Origin of the sequence: Prosthecodimorpha staleyi (genome assembly GCF_018729455.1) — a bacterium.
Classification (GTDB): domain Bacteria; phylum Pseudomonadota; class Alphaproteobacteria; order Rhizobiales; family Ancalomicrobiaceae; genus Prosthecodimorpha; species Prosthecodimorpha staleyi.
In genome coordinates, this window is record NZ_JAHHZF010000011.1 from 65,029 (window position 1) to 88,668 (window position 23,640).

Consider the following 23,640-nt stretch of genomic DNA (forward strand, 5'->3'; position numbering starts at 1 on the left):
CCGCGCGACCGGCCCGCCTCGCGTCTCAGGGGGCTGAACGAGACCGGAAGCCGCCGGCGCGTCAGACGCGGCCGGCGGCTTTTCTTTGCCGCCGGTGGGCAGCCGCCGGGCCGCCTACTGGAAGGCGACCTCCTCGAAGCTGCGCAGCTTGCGCGAATGCAGCCGTTCCGACGGCATGGCGCGCAGCTTGTCCATGGCGCGAATGCCGATGGCGAGGTGCTGGTTGACCTGCCGGCGATAGAATTCGCTGGCCATGCCGGGCAGCTTCAGTTCGCCGTGCAGCGGCTTGTCGGAGACACACAGCAGGGTGCCGTAGGGCACGCGGAAGCGGAAGCCGTTGGCCGCGATGGTGGCGGATTCCATATCGAGCGCGATGGCGCGCGACTGCGAGAAGCGGCGGACCGGCTCGGAATGGTCGCGCAGTTCCCAGTTCCGGTTGTCGATGGTGGCGACCGTGCCGGTGCGCATGATCGACTTCAGCTCCCAGCCGGTCAGCCCGGTCACTTCCGCGACCGATTCCTCCAGCGCCACCTGGATTTCCGACAGGGCCGGGATCGGCACCCAGACCGGCAGGTCGGCGTCGAGCACGTGATCCTCGCGCACATAGGCATGGGCGAGCACGTAGTCGCCGAGCTTCTGGGTGTTGCGCAGGCCGGCGCAGTGGCCGAGCATCACCCAGGCATGCGGCCGCAGCACCGCGACATGGTCGGTGATGGTCTTCGCGTTGGACGGGCCGACGCCGATATTGATCATCGTGATGCCGGCATGGCCGGGCCGGACCAGATGGTAGGCCGGCATCTGCGGCAGCCGCGCCGGCGGATGCCCGCCCGACGGCGTCTCCGCGCCCGGCCGGGTGATCACATTGCCGGGCTCGACGAAGGCCTCGAAGACGCCGTCGCCGCTGGCCATGCGGGCGCGTGCGAGCGCGACGAACTCGTCGATATAGAACTGGTAGTTGGTGAACAGCACGAAATTCTGGAAATGCTCCGGGTGCGTCGCCGTATAATGGGCGAGCCGGTGCAGCGAATAGTCGATGCGCGGCGCCGTGAAGGGGGCGAGCGGGGCGGGCGCACCCGGCGCCAGCCGCTGCTCGCCATTGACGATGGCATCGTCGGTATTGGCGAGATCCGGCACGTCGAACACGTCGCGCAGGGGCCGGTCGAGCCGTGCGGCGCTTTCGAACGACAGCCCGGCATCGCCGGCGAGTGCGAAATGCAGCGGGATCGGCGTCTGCGATTCGCCGATGCCGACCGCCACGCCGTGATTGCGGATGACCTGCCCGATCTGTTCGACCAGATAGCTGCGGAACAGGTCCGGCCGGGTGATCGTGGTCGCATAGGTGCCGGGGCCGTGGACGAAGCCGTAGGCAAGCCGGGAATCGAGCCGGGCATGGGTATCGGTGCCGACGCGGATCTCCGGATAGCAGGCCCTGACCCGCCCCGACGGCATCGCTCCGGACATCATCGCTGCGAAGCGCTCGGCCAGGAAGGCCGTGTTGCGACGATAGAGGGCCTCCAGCCGTTCGACGGCCGGTTCGGCGGCGGTGAAGTCCTCGAAGGCGATCGGCGGCGGCGAATCGACGCCCAGCATGGCGGAACTCCGGATGGCTCGGACGGTCCGGACCATCGGCGCCGATCCGGCGGGGGTCAAGGGCCGCCCGGATGTCGGAGCCGGCCGATCAGACGCCGAAATGGGCGGCGGCGATGCGCGGCAGGTCGCGCATGGCGGACAGCACCACCGCGGCGCCGGCCGCGCTCAGCCGGTCGGCCAGTTCGTCGTCGGCATGTCCGCCGCCGGTGAAGCCGATCACCGGCATGCCGGCCCGGCGCGCCGCCGTGACCCCGGCGACGGAATCCTCGACCACCAGGCAATCGGCCGGATCGGCGCCCATCTGCGAGGCGGCGAGCAGAAAGACGTCCGGTGCCGGCTTGCCGCGCGCGCATTGGCTGGCCGAGAAGACATGCGGATCGAACACTTCGAGCAGCCCGGTCGTGGTCAGGTTGCGGCGCAGGCCCTCGAGCTGGGTCGAGGAGGCGATGCAGCGCTTCAGCCCGAGGCCGGCGACCGCCTCGACCGCGTCGTGGACGCCGTCGATCACCGTCAGTTCCTCGGCAAAACGCTTGTGCGAGACGGTCTTCATCTCCTCCAGGAAGCCCTCCGGCAGCGGCCGGCCGAGTTCCTGCTCGATCAGCGCCCAGATGTCCCGGTACGGGATGCCGGTGAAGCGGCGGGAGAATTCCGCCGGCGTGGTCGGTCGGCCGAGCCGGGTCAGGGCTTCCGCATCGATGGCCGAGGCGATGATCTCGGAATCGATCAGGGTGCCGTCGCAGTCGAAAATCACCAGCATGTCGGTCGTCCGTCTCCAGGTCCGGCGCCGTCATAGCGCCTCGGGCGACGGAACGGAACGCCCGGGCGGACAGGCGAGCCCTGTCGGTCCCGCATTCGCATGGGACTCGGTCCCGCATTTGCGCGGCTCCCGTGCCGCATTTGCGGGCGGGAACCGCACGGCGGGCTTCACGTCTGCGCCAGACGGCGGCTTCGGCGATTGAATCCGCGGGCGCGGCGAACCACATTGGCGGTCGAGGCTCGGGCCCCGGGCCGCCTTTCCAGCGCGTGCCCGGCAGGCGCCCGAGAACGGACAGGACATGCGCCCACTCTCCCATCCGGTGATCGAAGACGTGACGCTTGCGGCCCTGCTGCATGCCCTGTCCGATCCGGTCCGCCTCGATATCGTGCTCTGCCTGTCGACGGCGGGCTGCGAGATGAACTGCATCTCCTCGGCCAAGGAGCTGCAGGGCCTGTCCAAGTCCACGCTGTCGCATCACTTCCGCATTCTGCGCGAGGCCGGCCTGGTGCGCAGCGAACGGCGCGGCGTCGAACTGCTCAACCGCCTGCGTCTCGACGAGATCGAACGCCGTTTTCCCGGCGTGATTGCGAGCGTCCTGGCCGCCCGGCGCAGCGAAACGGTCTGTGTCCGCGGCCACGCCATTTCTGCCTGACGGCAGATCGCGTCGGGCGGACCCGGCATCCTGCGGATTGGCGCCGGCCCGCCGCTGGCTTAGACCAGAACGGACGCGGGACCGAGACGGAGCAAGCGAGCATGTCGAGACTGGACGAAACCAAACCCTTCATTCCGGTCCGGATCGCGCTTCTGACCGTGTCCGACACCCGCACGCTGGCCGACGACAAGTCGGGCAATCTGCTCGCCGAGCGCATCGCGACGGCCGGCCACGACCTCGCCGAGCGGGCGATCGTGCCGGACGATATCGACGAGATCCGGATGATCGTAGAGACCTGGATCGCCGAGGGGCGGATCGACGTGGTGATCACCACCGGCGGCACCGGCTTCACCGGTCGCGACGTGACGCCCGAGGCGGTCGAACCGCTGTTCGACAAGCGCATGGACGGCTTTTCGATCCTGTTCCACCGCCTGTCCTACGACAAGATCGGCACCTCCACGATCCAGTCGCGCGCCACCGCCGGGCTCGCCGGCCGCACCTTCATCTTCTGCCTGCCGGGCTCGCCGGGCGCCTGCCGGGACGCCTGGGACGGCATCCTGGCGGCGCAGTTCGACTATCGCCACCAGCCGTGCAATTTCGTGGAGATCATGCCGCGGCTCGACGAGCATCTGAAGCGCGGCAAGCTGCGCGGCGCGCCCGTCCCGGGCTGAGGCCGGCCCGAACAGCCGCAGTGACCTCGCAACAGACGCAGGGTCATCGCAATCGGCACGGGCGCCGGGCGCAGCGATCAGGCGCCCGTGGCGCGGATCGGGACGCCGAGCGCGGCGAGCACGTGGCGGGCGATGGCACCGCCGGCCGGCAGGTCGCGGCCGTCGTGCCGGCTGGCGATCGCGACCGCGTTGGACCGGAGAATATGGATCGACCGGCGACCGATTCGGCCGATCAGGTCGCGGTGGTCGCGGATCGGGGCGTGCCGGCGCGCCGTGTCCCAGGCCCGCCGGCTCAGGATCAGCCCCTGCTCGGGCAGCGGCAGCCCGAAGACCGAACTGGCCACCCCGACGGTGCCCTCCGCGACACGCGCGCGCCAGCCGAAGGCATCGAAGGCCAGACGGAACGCCGCCGCCTCGCCGGCCGCGCCGTTGCGCTCGGCCCGCTCGGCAAAAGCCATCACCTCGCGGAACCACTCGCCTTCGAGCAGCACGTTGGGCGGCAGGATCATCAGCCAGGGCGCGCGGCGCGCGATGGCGACGCCCTGACCGACGCGCTCGCCCCAGGGCCCAGGATGCTGCAGCAGCGTGCAGCCGGCCGCCTCGGCGACCTTCTCGGTCCCGTCGCGCGACCCGCCGTCGACCACGACGACTTCGCGAATGGCTCCCTCCGCGGCTGCCGGGACCAGCGAGGCCAGCGTGCGCAGGAGACCTTCTTCGGCATTGAGGGTCGGGATGACCACGGAAAGCATGGCAATGTCATAACAGGTCAGCCATGCTGTCGGGAGTCGCCCATGAGGCTATCTGTCGAATTTTCGTGAATGTTCTTGATTTGTTCAGTGCCGCTTGGTAGCTTTTTGCCATGGCCCCGCTTCGAAACATTCAAAACTCGGCTCCGGATGTGCCTGTCGGGCGCATCTCGCGCCGCGGTGCCGTCCGGCGGGCGGTAGCCGATGGTGGGATGGCGGGGGCGCCGGACGAGATGTTCGAGCCGTCGCCCGAGGAGGTGTTCGAGCCGGCACCGGAGGAGATCGGCGTCCGGATCGATGCCGAGCGGCGGCGCGGCCGGGGTGCGGTGACCAATGCCAGCGGGCGCTACGAAACGGAAGTGCGGGTCGCCGTCGACGACGGCTGGGACAGCCTCGACGACCTGCCGCCGCTGAAGACCGAGGTCCAGGTCGAGAAGCCGAAGCGGATCATCACGCGCAACCAGTCGCCGGACATCTCCTTCGACCGCTCGATCAACCCCTATCGCGGCTGCGAGCACGGCTGCGTCTACTGCTTCGCCCGGCCGACCCACGCCTATATGGGCCTGTCGCCGGGGCTCGATTTCGAAACCAGATTGTTCGTCAAGCCGAATGCGGCGGCGATGCTGGAGCGCGAGTTGGGTGAGCCCGGCTACCAGTGCCGCACCATCGCGATCGGCACCAACACCGACCCCTACCAGCCGATCGAGAAGACGCACCGGATCATGCGCGAGGTGCTGGAGGTGCTGGAACGGACCAACCACCCGGTCGCGATCGTGACCAAGTCGCACCTGGTCACGCGCGACAAGGACATTCTCGGCCGGATGGGGGCCAAGGGCCTCGCCAAGGTGGCGCTCTCGGTGACCACGCTCGACGGCCGGCTCGCCCGCGCCATGGAGCCGCGCGCCGCCAGTCCGCGCCGCCGGCTCGATGCGATCCGCGAATTGTCGGAGGCCGGCGTGCCGACCGCCGTGATGGTCGCGCCGATCATCCCGGCGCTGACCGACCACGAGATCGAGCGCATCCTGGATGCCGCCCAGGCGGCCGGGGCGCGCGAGGCCGGCTATGTGCTGCTGCGCCTGCCGCTCGAGGTCTCCGAGCTGTTCCGGCAATGGCTGCTGGTCAACCGGCCGGACAGCTATCGCCATGTCATGTCGCTGATCCGGGCGATGCGCGACGGCAAGGACTACGATTCGACCTGGGGCAAGCGCATGCGCGGCGCCGGTCCCTATGCCTGGCAGATCGCCCGCCGCTTCGAACTGCAGGTCAAGAAGCTCGGCCTGCAGAAGGGCGGCCGCACCCGGCTCAGGGCCGACCTGTTCGAGCCGCCGGTCGGACGCGGGGTGCAGCTGAGCCTGTTCTAGAACCGGCTGCCGACGTGGAACCGGCGGCGGCGCAACGATCCCGGCCGGCGCCACGCCGTGCCGTTCAGCCGGCGCCGCCGAGAGACCGTCCTCCCGGTTCGCTGGTGCCGACCGATGGAGGATCCTCCCGGTTCGCCGGTGCCGACCGACAGAAAGCCGGGCCGGTTCGCCGGGACGGTCCCGGGTCGTCCCGGACGGAGCGGCGGCACGGCGGGACCGGATGGCGGCAACCGGCGGGAGCGGAGGCGGGTGTCGCCGTCGCCCGGCGCCCGCGCGCCAGCACCGTACGCGCCAGCAGCCGTACGGGCCGGCCCCCGTATCGAAACGGCAGCCGTATCGGAACGGCTTCGGCATTGAGACAGAGGCCCGGATCGGACGGGCAACGGTTGGCAGGAGACGGACATGGTCCCGCGCATTCATCTGATCACGCTCGGTGTCGACGATGTCGAGGCGAGCGCCGCGTTCTACGAGCGGCTCGGCTTCGTGCGCTCGGCGCAGAGCGTGGCCGGGGCGGTCGCCTTCTTCCAGGTCGGTGCGCTGGTCCTGTCGGTGTTCGGCCGGGCGGCCCTGGCCGAGGATGCCGGCCTGACCGGCACCGCAGGGCCCTCGGACGGCGCTCGACCGGACGGCACGGCACCGGAAGGCGAGCGGTCCGGGGGCCAGGAGCCCGGAAGCCGCGAGAGCCCCGGAGGCCGGGGCAGCTTTTCGGCCGTCACCGTCGCCTGCAACGTCGCATCCCCGGCCGAGGTCGAGGCCGTGATGACCCGCGCCGCCGCCGCCGGCGCCCGCGTCACCCGCCCGCCAAGCAAGGCCTTCTGGGGCGGCTACACGGCCTATTTCGCCGATCCCGACGGCCATCTCTGGGAGGTCGCCCACAACCCGTTCTGGAGCTTCGACGAGACCGGCGCCGTCCGGCTGCCCGATTGACTGGGCAGCGCCGCCAGACCTTTCGGCGTCCGATCTTTTCCGGGACGATCACGGCCAAGCCGGACCGCGAACCGTTTTCCTCGCGCCGGCGCGGCCAATCCCGCGTCGGTATCCCCGACTGACCTGCAGGCGGACCACTGCACCCTGCGCCCCGTCGGGCCGCCGCTTGATCTCGAATGTAGCGAGCAGCTAGATCCGGCCTTCGGGCACCTTCTGCCTCTTGGCAGGGGCAAAGGGGAAGGAACCGAAGGATCTGCGGGCCACCTCTGCACAATCCCTCAACAGGTTATCCCCTTCCCCAAACAAAGGGGGGAGAAGGTGCCCGAAGGGCGGATGAGGGGGGCGATCGCGCGGCAGAACGGTGAACGGGCGGTCCGAAGCGCCAGATCAGGCCGCCAGATTTGGTGTCCAAGCCCTTGCCCGGACCGGCAATTTTGCGGTCGCCGCGGCATCCAGGCCCCCTCATCCGCCCTTCGAGCACCTTCTCCCCCTTGGCAGGGGGCGAAGGGGAAGGAACCGAAGGATCGGCGGTTCGCCTTGGCGGCATCGCCCCTTCGGGCCCTGGCGGCCCTACCCCGCGATCTTCGAGAAGTCGGCGACGGCGTGGCAGGCAGCGCGGATTTGGTCGAGGAGGCGGAGGCGGTTGAGGCGCAGGGCGGGGTCGGCGGCATTGACCAGGATCTTGTCGAAGAAGGCGTCGACCGGCGCGCGCAGGGCGGACAGTGCCGTCATGGCGGCGGCGAAATCCTCGCGCGCCACGGCCGCGGCGGCCGCCGGCGCAGCCAACGTGATCGCGGCGGCCAGCGCCTGCTCCTCGGCCTCGGCGAGGAGACCCGCATCGACCGCGCCGGTGACCGCGGCGGCGTCCTTCTTCTCCTCGGCCTTCAGGATGTTGACCGCGCGGCGATAGCCGGCGAGCAGGTTGCGCCCGTCCTCGCCCGCCAAGAAGCCGCCGAGGGCCTCGACCCGGCGGACGATCGAGACCACGTCGTCCTGACCGCCGAGCGCGAAGACGGCGTCGACGAGGTCGTGCCGGGCGCCCTGCTCGCGCAGCTGCACCTTGAGGCGATCGGCGAAGAAGGCGAGCAGATCGAGGCTCTTCAGCCACGCCTCCTGCACGGTCGCCTCGGCATAGGACTCGACCGCGCGCGGGTCGGCGACCGGCGCCAGCAGGCGCTCGCGCAGGGCGACCATGATCGTTTCCGGAACGCCGGCCGAAGCCAGTTCGTCGGCAATGTCCATCTGCCGGTCGACCGCGACCAGGCGCTTGTCGAGCATGATCTCGCCGAACGGCGCTGGCATGGCGGCCAGCAGCGGCAGCCGCACGCCGTTCGAGAGCAGGATCCGGATCACGCCGAGCGCGGCGCGGCGCAGCTGGTAGGGGTCCTTGGAGCCGGTCGGCTTCTCGTCGATGGCCCAGAAGCCGATCAGGGTATCGAGCTTGTCGGCCAGCGCGACCGCGATCGCGACCGGATCGGTCGGCACGCGGTCGGACGGCCCCTGCGGCCGGTAGTGGTCCTCGATCGCACGCGCCACCGCCGGGTCCTCGCCCTGCAGTGCGGCGTAGCGACCGCCCATCAGGCCCTGCACCTCGGGGAACTCGCCGACCACCTCGGTCAGGAGATCGGCCTTGGCGAGCGTCGCCGCGCGGGCGGCGAGATCGGGATCGGCGCCGACGGCCGGCGCCAGGTCGCGGGCGAGCCGGACGATCCGGTCGATGCGCTCGGCCTGGGTGCCAAGCTTCTCGTGGAAGACGATGCCGAGGTCGCGCATCTTGGCGAGGCGCTGGTCGAGCGGCTTCAGGCCGCGGTCGCCATAGCCCGGCAGGTCGCGCTGGTCGGTCTCCCAGAAATGGCGCGCATCGGACAGGCGCGCCCGGACGACCCGGCCGTTACCGGCCGTGATCGCCACGCCGTCGTCGCTGGCGATGATGTTGGAGACCAGGATGAAGCGGTTGGCGAGGCGCTGGTCGACATGGTGCGAGCGCAGCACGAAGCATTTCTGGTTGGCGCGGATGGTCGCGCGGATGACCTCGCCGGGCACCGCCAGGAAGGCCTCCTCGAAGGCGCCCATCAGCACGACCGGCCACTCGACCAGCCCGGCGACCTCTTCCAGGAGGCCGTCGTCCTCGATCAGTTCGAGGCCCTGCGCGAGCGCCAGATCCTTGGCGTCGTGCAGGATGATATCCTTGCGCCGGTCGGCGTCGAGGATCACGTAGGCGGCCTGCAGCTTGGCCGAATAATCCTCGAAGCGCTTCACCGTGATCGGGCCGGGCGCCATGAAGCGGTGGCCGTAGGTGACGTTGCCGGAACGGATGCCGTCGATCTCGAAGGGAACGATGTCGGGCTCCTCGGTCTCCGGGCCGAAGGTGCAGACGATCGAATGCAGCGGCCGCACCCAGCGCAGCGATCCGGTGCCCCAGCGCTGCGACTTCGGCCAGGGGAAATTGCGCACCACCTGCGGCACCAGATCGGCGATCACGTCGATCGCCGCCCGCCCCGGCTTCTTCTGGCGGGCGACGTAGAACTCGCCCTTCTTGGCGTCGGCGACGATCTCCGCCTCGTCGATCGAGGCGAGGCCGGCCGCCTTCAGGAAGCCCTGCAGGGCGGCCTCGGGCGCGCCGACGCGCGGCCCCTTCTTCTCTTCCGTCTGGTCGGGCGAGCGGGCCGGGACGCCGGTGACCTGCAGGGCGAGGCGGCGCGGCGTGGCATAGGCCCTGGCGCCCTCGTAGAGGAGACCCGCCGCGACCAGACCGTCCGTGATCGCCTTCCTGAGGTCCTCCGCGGCCTTGCGCTGCATGCGCGCGGGGATTTCTTCGGAAAAGAGTTCGAGCAGCAGATCGGGCATGGTCATGGCTCACGGCAGGGCGCCGGCTCAGGCGCGAAGGAACGTCCGGCCCGCAAGCGGGCAGGCGCGACCGAGGGCGGACGGGCGCGAGGACGCAACGCCCGCAGGCGCGCGACGAGGCCGCACCTCGGGACGGTTCTCGTCTAGCCCCGCGGCGCCGCTTTGTCAGCCCCAGGGCGCCCGAAAAGCACGGCCCGAAAAACACGATCCGCAAACACGGCCCGGAAAATACGAAGGCCCGCGACCGTTACCGGACGCGGGCCTGTCGGGATCGAAACCGAGCGGCGTTCAGGCCAGCTTGGCACGCACGTCGGAAACCGCGTTGCGCACCAGCGCATCGGCCACATCGCCCTTGACCTTGACGGCCAAAAGCGCCGTGGCAGCCTCGACGGCGACATCCGCCGCACGGGCGCGGACTTCGGCAAGCGCCTGGGTCTCGGCCTGGCCGATCTTCGCTTCAGCCGCCTTGGTCCGGCGGGCGATCATCTCTTCGAGCGACTTGGTGGCTTCGGCGGTGAGGCGCGCGGCTTCGGCCTTGGCCTCCTCGACGATCTTGGCCGCCTCGGCTTCGGCGCCGGCCGTCTTGGCCTTGTATTCGGCCAGAAGCGCGCTCGCCTCGGCGCGCAGACGCGCGGCCTCGGCAAGGTTGTCGTCGATCTTCTTGGCCCGGTCGTCGAGGGCACCGGCGATCTTGCCCGGCACCTTGAGGACCACCATGGCAACCAGGAAGATCACCAGGGCGACGAAGGCCCAGAAGCTAGCGTAACCTGTCGCGTCCATCGGTCGTCCTCACTTGGCCATCGCGGTGCCGACGGCACCGGCGACCTCGTCGCGGCTCGCCGACACACTGGTCAGCGCCGACACGAGAGCTTCGGCGGTTTCGATCGCGATCGAGCCGACCTCACCCAGGGCGCGCGCCTTGATCTCGCCGATGCGGGTTTCGGCTTCCGCCAGCCGGGCGCCCAGAGAGGCCTCGGCAGCGGCACGCTTGGCGTCCATGTCGGCGTTGAGTGCCGCACGGGTCTCGGTGGCGATCGCCTGCGCCCGGGTGCGGGCGGCGGCGAGGCTTTGTTCATAGGCGGCGAGCGCGGCGTCGGTCTCGGCCTTGAGGCGCTGGGCCTCGGCCAGATCACGCGCGATCCGGTCGCTGCGCGCCTCCAGGATACCGCCGATCCGGGGCAGGATCACCTTGGAGACGACCCACAGGAGGGCCACAAAGGTGATCGCGAGCCAGAGCAGCTGGGAGGCGAAGGTCGACGAATCGAACGGCGGGAAGCCGCCGGCATGCGCCTCGCCGCCGCCGTGGCCGACCTCGGCATGAGTCGTGGGAGTCTGAGCCATGATGGTCCCCGGAGGAGGATGGACGGATTCGGCCCGCCCCGATCAGTCGGGGGAGCCGAATACGGTCTTCTTGCCGGTGCCGGCCGGCCGCCGCCGCAACCGGTCCCGCAAGGGAACCGGCCTCGGCGGCAACGGCCGCGGATCGATCAACGGAACAGGAGCAGCAGCGCGACGAGCAGCGAGAAGATGCCCAGCGCTTCGGTCACGGCGAAGCCGAAGATCAGGCGGCCGAACTGGCCGTCGGCAGCCGCCGGGTTGCGCAGGGCGCCCGCGAGGTAGTTGCCGAAGATGGTGCCGAGACCAATGCCGGCGCCGCCCATGCCCAGGCAAGCGATACCAGCGCCGATGAGAGCGGCAGCGTCAGCGTTCATGTCGATGCTCCTTCTTGGGTGATCCGGCGATCTCGCGATCGGATTGGGGATCGTGGATGGGTTAGGCTCTCGGCGGGGCGCCCGGGCTCAGTGGCCCGGGTGCACCGCGTCGTTCAGGTACATGCAGGTCAGCACGGTGAACACGTAGGCCTGCAGGAACGCGACCAGGAACTCCAGCGCGGTCAGCGCGATCGTCATGGCCAGCGGCAGAAGCGAACCGACGACGCCGATGCCGCCCAGCGCACCGAGCGAGAAGACGAAGCCGGCGAAAACCTTGAGGGTGATGTGGCCCGCCAGCATGTTGGCGAAGAGACGGACCGAGAGGCTGATCGGACGCGAGAGGAACGAGATGACCTCGATCGCGGTGACCAGCGGAATGAGCGCCATCGGCACGCCGTGCGGCACGAACAGGCCGAAGAAGTGCAGGCCGTGCCGCCAGATGCCGTAGCCGACCACCGTCAGGATGACCACCATCGCGAGCGCGAAGGTCACGATGATGTGGCTGGTCACGGTGAAGAAGTAGGGCACCATGCCGAACAGGTTGGCGAACAGCACGAAGGAGAACAGCGAGAAGACGAGCGGGAAGAATTTCATGCCTTCCTGGCCGGCCGCATTCCTCAGCGTGGTCGCGACGAACTCGTAGAGCATCTCGGCGACCGACTGGGCGCGGCCCGGAACCAGCGCGCGGCTCGTGGTCGCCCAGGTGGCGAACAGCGTGATCGCGGCGACCGTCAGGACCATGAACAGCGCGGAATTGGTGAAGGACAGGTCGAGACCGCCGACCTTGATCGGAAGGATCTTCACGATCGCAAACTGGTGAAGTGGATCGACCTTCTCGCTCGCCACCGCTCGGTCCTCGCAACCATTGGGGGCCCGACGGACCCCGCCTCCGACATGATCGGAGCCGACCGGCGGGCTGCGGCCCGCGATCGGCTCCTCGAAACGTCAAGCGCGCGAAGCGCTAGCAGATGCGGACGCCGATGGCATCCGAATTCTTTGGCCGCGCCCGGTCCGAACGATCGGCACCAGACCGATCAGCCCTTCGTCGCGCCGCCGGCACCCGGTCCGCCATCCGCATCGGACCCGCGCTTGCGGAGCCGTTCGGTCGGCTGGGCGATGGCGCCCTGCGAGCGCAGGACGTTGAGCACCCCGGCGGCAAAACCGAGCATCAGGAACAGGATCAGGCCGAAGGGCCGCGTTCCCGCCACCCAGTCGATGCCATACCCGATCGCAGCGCCGACCAGCACGCCCGCAACGAATTCCGACCCGACCTTCAGCGCCTCGGCGAAACCGCCGCCTTGCCGTGCCGGCCCGCCGGCTTGCGCCGTCTTGGCCGGCATCCGCGCGTCGAGCTCGCGCTCGAGCCGCTTCAGCCGATCGTCGAATTCCGCCCGATCCGGCGCCCCCGGCGGACCCGCTGGGCGGCTCCGATCGGTCGCGTCCGATCCGCGATCTTGCGATCCCCGATCCCCGGAGGACTGGTCTGCGGACATTGCCTCACCCCGCTCTCTATCCATTCGACACCATGCCGTACCGAAAGAACGGGTTCCCGCCCCTTCGGTTCACGCATGCGGTCAGCATGGACAAGACGACGTGACGCCACCCCGAAGCCGGCGGCACCATAGTTTCCCGTCAGGAGCCTGTCAAGGATCGCCGATTATCTATTATCTCATTGATTTCACGAGACGAACACCGTTTGCGACGAATTCGCCGCACGGCTCCGCACCCTCGCAATTGGTCGAAGTTGCCGCAGTGCAGCGTCGGGACGGCAGCCGGCCACCGGAGAGTGCGCGGTCAGACCGCTTCCAGGAAGCGTTCGGCCCGTTCGAGGTCGACCGAGACGAGCTGCGAGACGCCGCGTTCGGCCATGGTGACGCCGAACAGGCGGTCCATCCGCGCCATGGTGATCGGGTTGTGGGTGATGACCACGAAGCGGGTGTCGGTGCGCCGGCTCATGTCGTCGAGGAGATCGCAGTAGCGCTCGACATTGGCGTCGTCGAGGGGCGCATCGACCTCGTCGAGCACGCAGATCGGCGCCGGATTGGTCAGGAACACGGCGAAGATCAGCGCCATGGCGGTCAGCGCCTGCTCGCCGCCGGAGAGCAGCGTCATGGTCGAGGGCTTCTTGCCGGGCGGCCGGGCCATGATCTCCAGGCCCGCCTCGAGCGGATCGTCGGACTCGACCAGCTGCAGCTCGGCCGTGCCGCCGCCGAAGAGATGGGTGAAGAGCGAGCGGAAATGGCCGTTGACGGTCTCGAACGCCGCCATCAGCCGCTCGCGCGCCTCGCGGTTCAGACTGGCGATGCCCTGGCGCAGGCGCTTGATCGCCTCGATCAGGTCGTCGCGCTCGCCGACCAGCGTATCGCGCCGGGTCTCGACCTCGCGCGCCTCGTCGTCGGCGCGCAGATTGACCCCGCCGAGCTTTTCGCGCTCGATCTTCACACGCTCCAGTCGGGTTTCGAGGGCTCCGAGATCCGGCCGACGCGCGGCGGGGTCGAGCCCGGCCAATGCGGCGAGCCCCGCGGGCGCCGTCTCGAAAGTCTCGGCGATCGTCCGTTCGATTTCGGCCGCCCGGCCGCGCGCCGCCGCCTGGCGCTCCTCGGCGCGGCCGCGGGTCTCGCGCGCGGCCGATAGCGCCTCCAGTGCCGCCCGCGCGATCCGGTCGGTCTCCTTGCCATGCCGCTCGGCGACAGCGAGGGCCTCGGCGGCCTCGACGAGCCCGGTTTCGGCCCGGGCGATTTCGCCCCCGAGCGCGATCCGGTGGGCCGCGAGTTCGTCGGGCCGGTCGACCAGCGCCTCCTTCTCGATCTCGGCCTCCTCACGCCGACGATCGAGGACCGACAGCTGGCCGCGCGCATTCTCGGCCCGGACGAGCCATGCCGCACGCTCGCGGGCGATCGTCTCCAGCCGGCGACGTCGCAGATCCGCCTCCCGGGCGAGGCCCTGGGCGGCGGCGCGGCGCTCGACCGCCTCGGCGCGCGCGGTGGCGACCGCGGCCCGCAGCCCGGCCAGCCGCTCCTCGAGACCTGCGGATACCGGAAGGGCTTCCAAGGCGGCGCGGCTCGTCGCGACCGCCTCCGCGGCCTCGGCCGCCTCGACCACGAGGCGGGCCAGGGCGACCTCCGCGCCGGCCAGGCGCGTGGCGCATTCGCCGGCCGCGCGTTCCGCCCGGATCAGCGCGTCCCGGGCCGCTTCGGCCTTGCGGCGCACGTCGCGCAGGGTCTCCCGGGCCGAGCGCTCGCGCGCCTCGGCGGCGCCGATCGCCATCCGCGCCTGATCCGCCGCCGCCTTCAGAGCCTGATGGGTGGCCCTCGCCGTCTCGACCAAGCCTTCGAGCGCGGCCAGCCGGTTGCGGCCCGACAGGCGCTGGGCCGCGGCCGTGGGGGCACCGGCGGCCATGACCAGACCGTCCCAGCGCCAGAGATCGCCGGCACGCGAGACGAGACGCTGGCCGGCCGCAAGACGCTTCTGCAGCGCCGGACCGTCGGCGGCCTCCACCAGACCGACCTGGGCGAGACAGCGCGCCATCAGGGCGGGCGCCCTGACGTGGGCGGCAAGCGGTTCCGTCCCCGCCGGCAGGACGGGGTCCGCACCGACGGCGCCGGGTTGGCGCCAATGCACCGGCGCGGCCGGATCGGTGCCGGCATCGAGATCGTCGCCGAGCGCGGCGGCCAGAGCGGCCTCCAGGCCGGGCTCGACCTCGATCTGATCGATCACCGGCGGCCACAGATCGAGGCCGTCGACCTGGAGCAGACCGGACAGCGTGCGCGCCTCGGTCTCCAACCGGTTGAGCGCGCGCTCGGCCTCGCCGACCGGCCCGCGCGCCCGGTCGGCGGCCGCCCGCGCGCTGCGGACGGCCTCCTCGGCCTCCTGCGCGACCGATTCGGCCGTCTCGGCCGCCTCTGCGGCAGCCTCGGCGGCTTCGCGCTCCAGCGACAATCCATCCAGCGCTGCGACCTGCGCGGCCAGGGCATCGCGCTCGGAGGTGGCCATTGCCGTCTGGTCGGCGAGGCGTGCGACGCGCTGCGCCGCGGCGGCGGCCTCGCGCTCCAAGGCGGCACGGCGGGCGACGACATCGGCCGCGACGCCGCGCAGGGCGCTTTCCTCGGCCTCCGCCTCGGCCAGCCGGGCCTCGGCCTCCGCGAGACCGTCGGCCAGCTCCGCGGCCCGTTCGGCGTCGTCCTCGGCCTCCATGGTCAAATCCGCCGCCTCGGCGTCGAGGGTGGCGACGGCATCGCCGGTTTCGCCGGCAAGTCGCTCCTCGCGCGCGCGATCTTCCGCCAACTGGATCAGACGGCGGTCGATTTCCGCCAGCCGCTCGCGCACCCGCCTGCCCTCGGCCTCGATCTCGCCGACGGCCAGTCTGAGCCGCTGAAGGGTCGCCCCCGCGGCCGCATGCGCCTCCCGCAAGGCCGGCAGGTCATGGGCGGCCACGGCTTGATCGCGGGCCGTCTGGCCTTGCGCCGCTGCCGCCTCGGCCTGACGCCGTTCCGCCTCTGCCAGCGCGGCTTCGGCCTCGGCCAGCTGCTCGCGTGCGGCGACCCATTTCAGCCAGGCGATGGCCGCTTCCGACTGGCGGATCTCGGCCGACAGAAGTCGATAACGGGAGGCCTGGCGCGCCTGGCGCTTGAGGCCGTCGAGCTGGCCGTCAATCTGGGTCAGCACGTCTTCGAGCCGTTCCAGGTTCTGTTCGGCGGCGCGCAGCCGGATCTCGGCTTCGTTGCGGCGCGAATGCAGGCCGGAAATGCCCGACGCCTCCTCCAGGATGGCACGGCGCTGGGTCGGCTTGGCGGCGATCAGCTCGCCGATCTGGCCCTGGCGCACCATGGCGGGCGAACGGGCGCCGGTGGAGGCGTCGGCGAACAGCATCTGCACGTCGCGCGCGCGCACGTCCTTGCCGTTGATCCGGTAGACCGAGCCCGATTCGCGCTCGATCCGGCGCGAGACCTCCAACAGGTCGTGGCCGTTCAATGCGGCCGGTGCCCGGCGGTCGGCATTGTCGAGAAACAGGACGACTTCGGCGGCGTTGCGGGCCGGGCGCTGGTGGCTGCCGGAGAAGATCACGTCGTCCATGCCGGACGCGCGCATGTTCTTGTAGGAATTCTCGCCCATGACCCAGCGCATGGCCTCGACAAGGTTGGACTTGCCGCAGCCGTTCGGCCCCACCACACCGGTGAGGCCGGTCTCGATCAGGAAATCGGTCGGCTCGACGAAGGTCTTGAACCCGACGAGCCGGAGCTTGGTGAATTTCACGAGGCGCCCACTCCGCACCCGGGCGGCGCGCCGGAGCATGGCCGGCCGGCCGCCCCGGTCATGTCCGGGACGGACCGCGGCTCGGTTGCGACGTCAGCTCTTCAGAAGCGGCGCGAGCGTCTTGTCGACCCCGTCGGTCGACTGGAAATTCTTGGCGCGCATGCCGTTCACGAAGAAGGTTGGCGTCGCGTCGACCTTGAACTTGTCGGCGCCGCGATCCTTCACGGCGTTCACACCATCCAGGAGGGTCTGATTCGTCAAGCATTGCTTGAAAGAATCCGGTGTAAAACCGACCTGCTTGGACAGCGCGAGCAGCGCGTCGACCGGCTTGTCGGTCCGGGTCCACGCCGGCTGCTGCTCGAAGAAGAGCGAGACCATGTCGAAATACTTGTCTTCCGGTGCGCAACGGGCAAGCATGAACGCAGCGGCGGCAAGCGGATCGAGCGGGAACTCGCGCATGATCATCCGCACCTTGCCGGTGTCGATGTACTTCTCTTTGATGTAGGGAAGAACGGTCTTGTGGAAGTTGGCGCAGTGGCCGCAGGTCATCGAGGCATATTCGACGACCGTCACCGGCGCCTTCTCGTCGCCGAGCCACTTCTCCGGCAGCGGACCCGGCTGCATCAGTTCGGCCACGTCGACGCCCGCCTGGGCGAAGGCGAATGAGGCCGAGCCGCCGAGAGCGGTCGCAGCGAGGGGCGCGATGGCGGTGTGGGCGATGAAGCGGCGGCGGGTAAGCATCGCGGTATCGTTCCTTGTTGAGGCGCGCAGGTCACCGGCCAGCCGTCGCCGGCCGGGCCATCCGGGGCGGACCATCGCGCGAATGCCGCCGCCACGCAACGGGCGGAAGATGGCGAAACCATGGGCGACGGGGTCACGTTGCCGTCAGATCAGCTCACGCCTTCTTTCAATGCTCTAAAGAGAGCCGTCTCACCTCCCGTACCAGGAACGAATCTTGTTGCGACAAAGTCACCATCGCTTAAATGGGTGCGCCTAAGTGCCTCCGTGAACTTCTGCGTTGACACAACTCCTTCAGATTTCTCGGCATTACTGTATACAATGCGTAGAAATCTCATAAGGGCGATGTAACCATTCGTTCTTGGCAGAATGTTTCCGCGCCCCTCACCAGACCACGAGAGCGGCCACAACTCTCTAACTGCATTGAAGTAGTTTATCATATTTATGTATATTATATCATCATTACCTTCGATAAAGAATTGCCTGAAAATATATTTACTATCTTCATTTCTATCAGAAGCCCAAATCCTCTCACGTTTTCCCGTAAGCCTATCTGTGTAAGCATCTCGCGTTATCAACATTAGTATTCCACGGACTACTGTAGCTTGAGAAAGAACCTCACCATACCTACCTTCTGTTGCTACTCCAAGTCGCTTTATGCGACGGAAAAATGGGCTCCCCTCATCTGAATCAAGAAGAACTGTAATCTCATGGGCCGTCTTCTCCGGACTCCGCGTCTTTGCGAGCGAGAATAGATCATAAACGAGGCTTCTATTGACTTTCGTTTGAGCAAGATTGACTGTTGAAAAAATCTCCGCTTGAGTTGCTATATCGGCACCAATAAATACTGAAATAGATAGTATAAAATTTGGATTGTGACCATCTTCAAACGCCTTAATTCGATGTTGTCCATCAATTATTTTTGCAATGTCTTGATATAGTATATCAAGATCCTTATCTTCAGGATCAATATAGTTAGATAGCACTAACTCTCCGCAACCCAGCTCATTCTCAACAAATTTTGCGCATCGCTCATCTATAGAAACGACAATAGATGTTGGGAAGGTTGCATCTGGAGAACTAATATATGTCTTTAGCTCTTTTAAGCGCGAGCTGGACACCTCCCTCTGGATGCCCAGAAAATCGTCTATACCTTGTCTCTGAGTTAATCTTCGTACGTCGAACTTTGCGATTTCATAAAGCGCGCTAGAGCCTATGACAGCTAAATAAAAATCACCTATTGGCTGACAGACTTTAAGAGCCTTTAATCTAATAGAGCGATGAGGCTCCCGTAAATCAAGCATCTTGGTTGGCCCTTGATTTGACTCTGCGCCGCAACGCGTTGACACCGCTACCAATAGATTCCGATACGGACGGTGGAGCCTTTCTCGAAATTATAAGCAGAATAACATACAAGACATTGATTATGAAAAATATAAACATACTCATATTTACAAGAGACAAGTTTTTGACTTTATTGAGATCAGAATCAATAACGGTTATAATACAAACTATGGTAACTATTGAAATACAAAATATGACGAATATTGTTTTCACTACAATACGACCAACATGAATCGAAAGCCACAGAACAGTTGCAGCTGTCGATATTGAATAAATCCATAACTGTCCCTTACCTACAGTCCTGGCAAGCAAATCCGACCAATCACTTAAACTCTCACTAGAGTATATAACTACGAATGCATTCACAAAAATCGGAAGACAAGATATAAACGCAATAAATAAAACTTCTGATCCACAAGCTAAAAAATTTCTAAAGGCATCACTATTGCACAGCGATGCGCACCTCCCGAACATTGACCTGAGATACACTTCAATCCCTGCAATCATATAAATTACCCAACTTCAAGCAGGTCGATTAACGTGTCAAAACTAGGTGCAATTATGAATCGTAATAAGTCCGACCTCGTTTTACAACCAATATCTCTCGCACACTATGTACTTCCACCGGCGAGCACGCCCCGGCCGAGCCGTTCCAGGGCGGCCTTCAGGCCTTCGTTCTCGATGCCGTCGAGGCTGGCGGCGAGGCGCTTCTCCTCGGCCGGCGAGAGCGCGCGCGGACGCGGCGACGGCTCGACGGCGATCCGGGTGATCGGCTTCTGCACGATGCGGATGCGGCCGACAGCCTTGAAGCCATAGACGGCATTGATGCGCCGGGCGATGTCGGCGGCCTCGTGCTGGAACAGGAGGGCGCGCGAACCCTCCACTGCCACGGTCAGCGTCGCCGGCTCGTAGGCCTGCTCGCCGCCATCCTCGATCCGCTTTGGCCAGGCGAGCCGCTCGGGCCGCGTGCAGTCCGCATAGGCGGCCCCGACGATGTCGGCCCAATAGGCGACCAAGTCGACCGACGCGAAGCCGCGCCGCTTGGCTGCCGGCCGCATCAGGGCCGGGATCAGGTCGGCGACGGGGCGCGCGCCGTATCGGTTCGCCTTGGCATCGGGTTCGGACATGGGCCCAGGATGCGGGCCGGCCCGCGCGGATGCAAGGGGACGCCCCTCAGACGAACAGCTCCACCTTCTCGAACCTAGTCACGTCGACGAGGCCGATGTCGGAGATGCGCAGTTCGGGGATGACCACCAGGGCCAGGAGCGAGTGCTGCATATAGGCGTTGTTGAGCCGGCAGCCGCACAGCTGCATCGCGGCGACCAGCTTGGCGGCCTTTTCGGCGACGATCTCGGCGCGCTCGTCGGACATCAGGCCGGCGATCGGCAGTTCGACCAGCGCCAGTTCCTCGCCGCCGGAGATGCACACCACGCCGCCGCCGACCTCGCCGAGCCGGTTGGCGGCGCGGGCCATGTCGTCGCGATCGGTGCCGACCACGATCATGTGGTGGCTGTCATGGGCGACCGTGGAGGCGATCGCGCAGGGCCGGTCGTAGCCGAAGCCGTGCACGAAGCCGTTGGTCAGCGTGCCGAGGCCGCGATGGCGCTCGACCAGCGCGATGCGGCAGACATCCTCCTTGGGGTCGGTCTCGACCTTGCCGTCGCGGACCGGCAGCCGGCGGGTTAGCGCGCGGGTCGGTGCCTGGTTCTCGACCACGCCGATGACTCGGACCTCGACCTCCTCGCCGGCGCCGGCCGGCGCCGCGACCTCGAAATCGGCGGCCGACAGCGGGCGGCCGAGCTTGACCGTGCCGCGGGCCGTTTCCGGATAGGCGTAGGGCGGGATTTCGGCGACGAGCCGGCCCTGCTCGGCGACCACCGTGCCGCGGGCGATCACGGTCTCGACCGGCAGGGTGACGAGGTCGGAGGTCAGGATCAGGTCGGCGCGGCGGCCGGGCGCGATCGAGCCGAGCTCCCGCTCCAGGCCGAAATGGGCGGCGGTGTTGAGCGTCGCCATCTGGATCGCGGTGACCGGCTTGCAACCCTGCTGGATGGCATGGCGCACGACACGGTTCATGTGGCCGTCATGGACCAGCGTGCCGGAATGGCTGTCGTCGGTGCACAGGATGAAGTTGCGCGCGTCGAGGCCGAGCTCGGTGACCGCCTTGATCTGGCTGGCGACATCGTACCAGGCCGAGCCCAGCCGCAGCATGGCACGCATGCCGAGGCGGACCCGGGTGACGGCATCGACCAGCCGCGTGCCCTCGTGGTCGTCGGCCGGCCCGCCGGCGACATAGCCGAGGAAGTTGCGGCCGAGATCCGGCGAGGCATAGTGGCCGCCGACCGTCTTGCCGGCCTGCATGGTCGAGGCGATCTCGCCGAGCATGCGCGCGTCGGCGGCGGCGACGCCCGGAAAGTTCATCATCTCGCCGAGCCCGACGATGCCCGGCCAGGTCATCGCCTCGGCGACCTCGGCCGGGCCGATGGCCGCGCCGGCATTCTCCAGACCGGGCGCGGAGGGGACGCAGCTCGGCATCTGGACGAAGATATTGACCGGCAGCGTCAGCGCCTCGTCGTGCATTAGCCGGACGCCCGGCAGGCCGAGCACGTTGGCGATCTCGTGCGGATCGATGAACATCGACGTGGTGCCGTGCGGGATGACCGCGCGGGCGAACTCGGTGACGGTGACCATGCCGGATTCGACGTGCATGTGGGCGTCGCACAGGCCCGGCATCATGTAGCGGCCGTCGGCCTCGACCACGACGGTGTCCGGGCCGATCGCATAGGACAGATCCTCGGCGATCGCCGCGAAGCGCCCGGCCGCGATCGCCGCGTCGCGCCGGCCGAGGATCTCACCGGAATGGACGTTCACCCAGCGGGCACCGCGCACGACCATGTCGGCCGGGCTGCGGCCGGTGGCCACGTCGACGAGCCGCGCAGCGCATTCGCTCCAGGGTTTCAGGGTCATCGGCGGCCATCCTCGCGTTCTCTCTTGTCTCAGCCGACAATAGCCGAGCCGCCGCCGCGCGTCAGCGCCCCGCGGCGGGCGGGTCGCCGCACCGTCCGGCGCGCGGCGGCGGCGGCGCGGTCGTCCGGGCTGGGTGCCCCTGGACGGCGGCGTGGGGCTGGACTACGTCACGGTATCCCGGGATGCAGTCCCCACCGGAAGCCGCCATGCCTGCCGACTGGTCGATCGATGCCGTCCTCGCCTTCATCGCCGCCAACCGGGCCTGGGGCACGGTCGTGTTCGCGCTGCTGGCCTTCGGCGAATCCCTCGCCTTCATCGGCATGCTGGTTCCGGCGACGGGCGTACTGATCGCCGCCGGGGCGCTGGTCGGCGCCGGAGTGATCTCGTTCTGGGAATTGTGGATCGGGGGAACGGTCGGCGCCGTGCTGGGCGATTCGATCAGCTACTGGTTCGGCCGGCGCTTCGGTCCCGAAATCCGGCGCTATCCGCCGTTCCGGACGCGCCCGCATCTGCTGGCGGCGGCCGAGCGGGTGTTCACGCGGTGGGGCTGGGCGGCGGTCTTCTTCGGGCGCTTCATCGGACCGCTGCGCGCCACCATCCCGCTCGCCGCCGGCATGCTGGCAATGCGGCCGGCCGCCTTCCAGATGGCCAATATCGGCTCGGCCGTCCTCTGGATTCCGGTCCTGATCCTCCCCGGCGCCGCCGTGACGATCCTGATCGACCAGTTCCGGTCGGGCAACGAAACCAGCGCCGTGGTGATCGGCCTCGTGCTCGGCGCCGTCATTCTTGGCGCGGTCGTCGCCGTTCGCCGATATGCACCGCGTATTCTCGGCAATGGCAGGCCGGACGGCGGCACCTGAGGACCGAGGCCAACCGGCAGTCCCCGTTGCGACGCGCAGCGCGGCGGGCCAGCATCCCGGTCATGGCCAGACGTTCCGAATCGCCCGCCCTGTTCGACTTGGCCCGTGGCCCCGATCTGACGATCGAACGCCGCGTCGCCCGGGATCTGGCCCGCGGCGCGCCGGTCTGCGGGGTCGACGAGGCCGGGCGTGGGCCACTCGCCGGGCCGGTGGTCACGGCCGCGGTGGTGCTCGACCCGGCCTCGATTCCCGACGGGCTCGACGATTCCAAGAAGCTCGACGAGGTGACGCGCGAGCTTCTGTTCGAACGCATCTGCGCCGGCCACCAGGTCGCGGTCGCCTGTGCGTCGGTCGCCCGGATCGACCGGCTCAACATCCGCGGCGCGACACTCTGGGCAATGGCGCAGGCGGTACGGGCGCTTGGCGAGGCGCCGGCCTTCGCGCTGATCGACGGCCTCGACGTGCCGCCGGGCCTCTGCTGCCCGGGCGAGGCGGTGGTCAAGGGCGACGCCCGCTCGCTCTCGATCGCGGCCGCCTCGATCGTCGCCAAGGTGACGCGCGACCGGCTGATGGTCCGGCTGGCGCAGCAGTGCCCGGGCTACGGCTTCGATATCCACAAGGGCTACGGCACCGCCGCCCATCGCGCCGCCATCCTGGCGCTCGGCCCCTCCGCCCATCACCGGCGCAGTTTCGAACCGGTCAAGAGCCTCGTGGCGCCGGTGCCGGCGAACGCGTCCGTGCCCCGTCTGGTGTGAACCGTCTGTTCGACCGGCATGAACAGACAAGACCGCGACGCTGCGGTAACCTCCCTGGAATTGTTCCAATTCGCAGTCGGAACAATCACGGACCGGATGCCGGTTGGTCATCCGATGCCATCAGGGGGAAGTCATGACCGAGCCCGTCGTTGCACAGAAGGCGCCCTACCCGGTCGAAGTCGTGAAGGGCGAGTCCTATTGGTGGTGCGCCTGTGGGCGCTCGGCCAACCAGCCCTTCTGCGACGGCTCCCATGAGGGCACCGGCCTCACGCCGGTCGAATGGGTGTCGGACAAGGACGGCAAGGCCTGGTTCTGCGGCTGCAAGGCGACCAAGTCGCCGACCATGTGCGACGGCAGCCACAAGGCCCTTTGATCCTGACGTCCGGGCCGGCGCGCCACCCTCTTCCGGGCGGGCCGGACGGGCGGCGCGGGCACCCGGTCGGGAAAGCGCGCCGCCGCA

Annotated in this window: 21 protein-coding genes; 7 read left to right on the forward strand and 14 right to left on the reverse strand. The window is 68.1% G+C overall.

From position 1 onward, the window contains the following. Nucleotides 1-114: 114 nt before the first annotated feature. On the reverse strand, nucleotides 115-1,590 hold the full coding sequence (locus tag KL771_RS20930) for an AMP nucleosidase (RefSeq protein ID WP_261970458.1): 1,476 nt from the start codon (nucleotides 1,588-1,590) through the stop codon (nucleotides 115-117). Nucleotides 1,591-1,678: 88 nt separating this feature from the next. Beyond that, on the reverse strand, nucleotides 1,679-2,347 hold the full coding sequence (locus KL771_RS20935; protein WP_261970459.1) for an HAD family hydrolase: 669 nt from the start codon (nucleotides 2,345-2,347) through the stop codon (nucleotides 1,679-1,681). Nucleotides 2,348-2,645: 298 nt separating this feature from the next. Between KL771_RS20935 and KL771_RS20940 the strand changes: the two genes are divergently transcribed. Further along, nucleotides 2,646-2,999: an ArsR/SmtB family transcription factor gene (locus KL771_RS20940; RefSeq protein WP_261970460.1), complete on the forward strand. Its 354-nt coding sequence runs from the start codon at nucleotides 2,646-2,648 to the stop codon at nucleotides 2,997-2,999. Nucleotides 3,000-3,100: 101 nt separating this feature from the next. Further along, nucleotides 3,101-3,670 carry a molybdenum cofactor biosynthesis protein B gene (gene moaB, locus KL771_RS20945; protein ID WP_261970461.1) on the forward strand — a complete coding sequence of 190 codons (570 nt, stop codon included), beginning with the start codon at nucleotides 3,101-3,103 and terminating at the stop codon, nucleotides 3,668-3,670. Between the two features lie 77 nt (nucleotides 3,671-3,747). Here the strand turns inward: moaB and KL771_RS20950 are convergent, their stop codons facing one another. Continuing rightward, nucleotides 3,748-4,419 (reverse strand): glycosyltransferase, encoded by a 672-nt coding sequence (locus KL771_RS20950; protein ID WP_261970462.1) that lies wholly within the window; start codon nucleotides 4,417-4,419, stop codon nucleotides 3,748-3,750. Nucleotides 4,420-4,649: 230 nt separating this feature from the next. Between KL771_RS20950 and KL771_RS20955 the strand changes: the two genes are divergently transcribed. Further along, on the forward strand, nucleotides 4,650-5,777 hold the full coding sequence (locus KL771_RS20955) for a PA0069 family radical SAM protein (RefSeq protein ID WP_261970620.1): 1,128 nt from the start codon (nucleotides 4,650-4,652) through the stop codon (nucleotides 5,775-5,777). Between the two features lie 402 nt (nucleotides 5,778-6,179). After that, on the forward strand, nucleotides 6,180-6,704 hold the full coding sequence (locus KL771_RS20960; RefSeq protein WP_261970463.1) for a VOC family protein: 525 nt from the start codon (nucleotides 6,180-6,182) through the stop codon (nucleotides 6,702-6,704). Nucleotides 6,705-7,274: 570 nt separating this feature from the next. Here the strand turns inward: KL771_RS20960 and glyS are convergent. From glyS to ade, 11 genes are all read right to left on the reverse strand, one after another. Continuing rightward, on the reverse strand, nucleotides 7,275-9,551 hold the full coding sequence (glyS, locus tag KL771_RS20965; RefSeq protein WP_261970464.1) for a glycine--tRNA ligase subunit beta: 2,277 nt from the start codon (nucleotides 9,549-9,551) through the stop codon (nucleotides 7,275-7,277). 288 nt (nucleotides 9,552-9,839) lie between these two features. Next, nucleotides 9,840-10,331, reverse strand: coding sequence for a F0F1 ATP synthase subunit B family protein (locus tag KL771_RS20970; RefSeq protein ID WP_054358558.1), 492 nt, complete (start codon nucleotides 10,329-10,331; stop codon nucleotides 9,840-9,842). A gap of 9 nt (nucleotides 10,332-10,340) precedes the next feature. Next, complete coding sequence (locus tag KL771_RS20975; RefSeq protein WP_261970465.1) at nucleotides 10,341-10,892, reverse strand: F0F1 ATP synthase subunit B; 552 nt, start codon at nucleotides 10,890-10,892, stop codon at nucleotides 10,341-10,343. Nucleotides 10,893-11,038: 146 nt separating this feature from the next. Further along, a complete protein-coding gene (locus KL771_RS20980; protein ID WP_054358559.1) occupies nucleotides 11,039-11,263 on the reverse strand; it encodes a F0F1 ATP synthase subunit C in 225 nt (74 codons plus the stop codon). An 87-nt stretch (nucleotides 11,264-11,350) separates the two neighbouring features. After that, nucleotides 11,351-12,109 carry a F0F1 ATP synthase subunit A gene (locus KL771_RS20985; protein ID WP_054358560.1) on the reverse strand — a complete coding sequence of 253 codons (759 nt, stop codon included), beginning with the start codon at nucleotides 12,107-12,109 and terminating at the stop codon, nucleotides 11,351-11,353. 188 nt (nucleotides 12,110-12,297) lie between these two features. Continuing rightward, nucleotides 12,298-12,603: an AtpZ/AtpI family protein gene (locus KL771_RS20990; protein ID WP_390867362.1), complete on the reverse strand. Its 306-nt coding sequence runs from the start codon at nucleotides 12,601-12,603 to the stop codon at nucleotides 12,298-12,300. Between the two features lie 454 nt (nucleotides 12,604-13,057). Continuing rightward, nucleotides 13,058-16,516: a chromosome segregation SMC family protein gene (locus KL771_RS20995; protein ID WP_261970467.1), complete on the reverse strand. Its 3,459-nt coding sequence runs from the start codon at nucleotides 16,514-16,516 to the stop codon at nucleotides 13,058-13,060. Between the two features lie 93 nt (nucleotides 16,517-16,609). Next, a complete protein-coding gene (locus KL771_RS21000; RefSeq protein ID WP_261970468.1) occupies nucleotides 16,610-17,356 on the reverse strand; it encodes a DsbA family protein in 747 nt (248 codons plus the stop codon). A gap of 50 nt (nucleotides 17,357-17,406) precedes the next feature. Further along, complete coding sequence (locus KL771_RS21005; protein WP_261970469.1) at nucleotides 17,407-18,558, reverse strand: DGQHR domain-containing protein; 1,152 nt, start codon at nucleotides 18,556-18,558, stop codon at nucleotides 17,407-17,409. Nucleotides 18,559-19,209: 651 nt separating this feature from the next. Next, a complete protein-coding gene (locus tag KL771_RS21010; RefSeq protein ID WP_261970470.1) occupies nucleotides 19,210-19,725 on the reverse strand; it encodes a DUF721 domain-containing protein in 516 nt (171 codons plus the stop codon). A 46-nt stretch (nucleotides 19,726-19,771) separates the two neighbouring features. Further along, entirely contained in the window at nucleotides 19,772-21,565 is a 1,794-nt protein-coding gene (gene ade, locus KL771_RS21015; RefSeq protein ID WP_261970471.1) for an adenine deaminase, read from the reverse strand. A gap of 206 nt (nucleotides 21,566-21,771) precedes the next feature. Here ade and KL771_RS21020 point away from each other — a divergent pair, with 206 nt between their 5' ends. The 3 genes from KL771_RS21020 to KL771_RS21030 all read left to right on the forward strand — a co-directional run bounded on the left by KL771_RS21020 (nucleotide 21,772) and on the right by KL771_RS21030 (nucleotide 23,553). After that, complete coding sequence (locus KL771_RS21020) at nucleotides 21,772-22,425, forward strand: DedA family protein (protein WP_261970472.1); 654 nt, start codon at nucleotides 21,772-21,774, stop codon at nucleotides 22,423-22,425. Between the two features lie 62 nt (nucleotides 22,426-22,487). Next, nucleotides 22,488-23,180, forward strand: a complete 693-nt coding sequence (locus KL771_RS21025) for a ribonuclease HII (protein WP_261970473.1) — start codon at nucleotides 22,488-22,490, stop codon at nucleotides 23,178-23,180. 133 nt (nucleotides 23,181-23,313) lie between these two features. Further along, the gene (locus tag KL771_RS21030) at nucleotides 23,314-23,553 is read left to right on the forward strand and encodes a CDGSH iron-sulfur domain-containing protein (RefSeq protein ID WP_261970474.1); all 240 of its coding nucleotides are present in this window, start codon (nucleotides 23,314-23,316) and stop codon (nucleotides 23,551-23,553) included. Nucleotides 23,554-23,640: the final 87 nt, after the last annotated feature.

Excerpts from the sequence above, each read along its gene's own strand:
- KL771_RS20950 (WP_261970462.1), bottom strand. The coding sequence starts at position 4,419 with ATGCTTTCCGTGGTCATCCCGACCCTCAATGCCGAAGAAGGTCTCCTG.
- KL771_RS21030 (WP_261970474.1), top strand. The coding sequence starts at position 23,314 with ATGACCGAGCCCGTCGTTGCACAGAAGGCGCCCTACCCGGTCGAAGTC.
- KL771_RS20960 (WP_261970463.1), top strand. The coding sequence starts at position 6,180 with ATGGTCCCGCGCATTCATCTGATCACGCTCGGTGTCGACGATGTCGAG.
- ade (WP_261970471.1), bottom strand. The coding sequence starts at position 21,565 with ATGACCCTGAAACCCTGGAGCGAATGCGCTGCGCGGCTCGTCGACGTG.
- KL771_RS20990 (WP_390867362.1), bottom strand. The coding sequence starts at position 12,603 with ATGCCGGCCAAGACGGCGCAAGCCGGCGGGCCGGCACGGCAAGGCGGC.
- KL771_RS21010 (WP_261970470.1), bottom strand. The coding sequence starts at position 19,725 with ATGTCCGAACCCGATGCCAAGGCGAACCGATACGGCGCGCGCCCCGTC.
- KL771_RS21005 (WP_261970469.1), bottom strand. The coding sequence starts at position 18,558 with ATGCTTGATTTACGGGAGCCTCATCGCTCTATTAGATTAAAGGCTCTT.
- KL771_RS21025 (WP_261970473.1), top strand. The coding sequence starts at position 22,488 with ATGGCCAGACGTTCCGAATCGCCCGCCCTGTTCGACTTGGCCCGTGGC.
- KL771_RS20980 (WP_054358559.1), bottom strand. The coding sequence starts at position 11,263 with ATGAACGCTGACGCTGCCGCTCTCATCGGCGCTGGTATCGCTTGCCTG.
- KL771_RS20935 (WP_261970459.1), bottom strand. The coding sequence starts at position 2,347 with ATGCTGGTGATTTTCGACTGCGACGGCACCCTGATCGATTCCGAGATC.
- glyS (WP_261970464.1), bottom strand. The coding sequence starts at position 9,551 with ATGCCCGATCTGCTGCTCGAACTCTTTTCCGAAGAAATCCCCGCGCGC.
- KL771_RS20955 (WP_261970620.1), top strand. The coding sequence starts at position 4,650 with ATGTTCGAGCCGTCGCCCGAGGAGGTGTTCGAGCCGGCACCGGAGGAG.
- KL771_RS20930 (WP_261970458.1), bottom strand. The coding sequence starts at position 1,590 with ATGCTGGGCGTCGATTCGCCGCCGCCGATCGCCTTCGAGGACTTCACC.
- KL771_RS20940 (WP_261970460.1), top strand. The coding sequence starts at position 2,646 with ATGCGCCCACTCTCCCATCCGGTGATCGAAGACGTGACGCTTGCGGCC.
- KL771_RS21020 (WP_261970472.1), top strand. The coding sequence starts at position 21,772 with ATGCCTGCCGACTGGTCGATCGATGCCGTCCTCGCCTTCATCGCCGCC.
- KL771_RS20970 (WP_054358558.1), bottom strand. The coding sequence starts at position 10,331 with ATGGACGCGACAGGTTACGCTAGCTTCTGGGCCTTCGTCGCCCTGGTG.
- moaB (WP_261970461.1), top strand. The coding sequence starts at position 3,101 with ATGTCGAGACTGGACGAAACCAAACCCTTCATTCCGGTCCGGATCGCG.
- KL771_RS20975 (WP_261970465.1), bottom strand. The coding sequence starts at position 10,892 with ATGGCTCAGACTCCCACGACTCATGCCGAGGTCGGCCACGGCGGCGGC.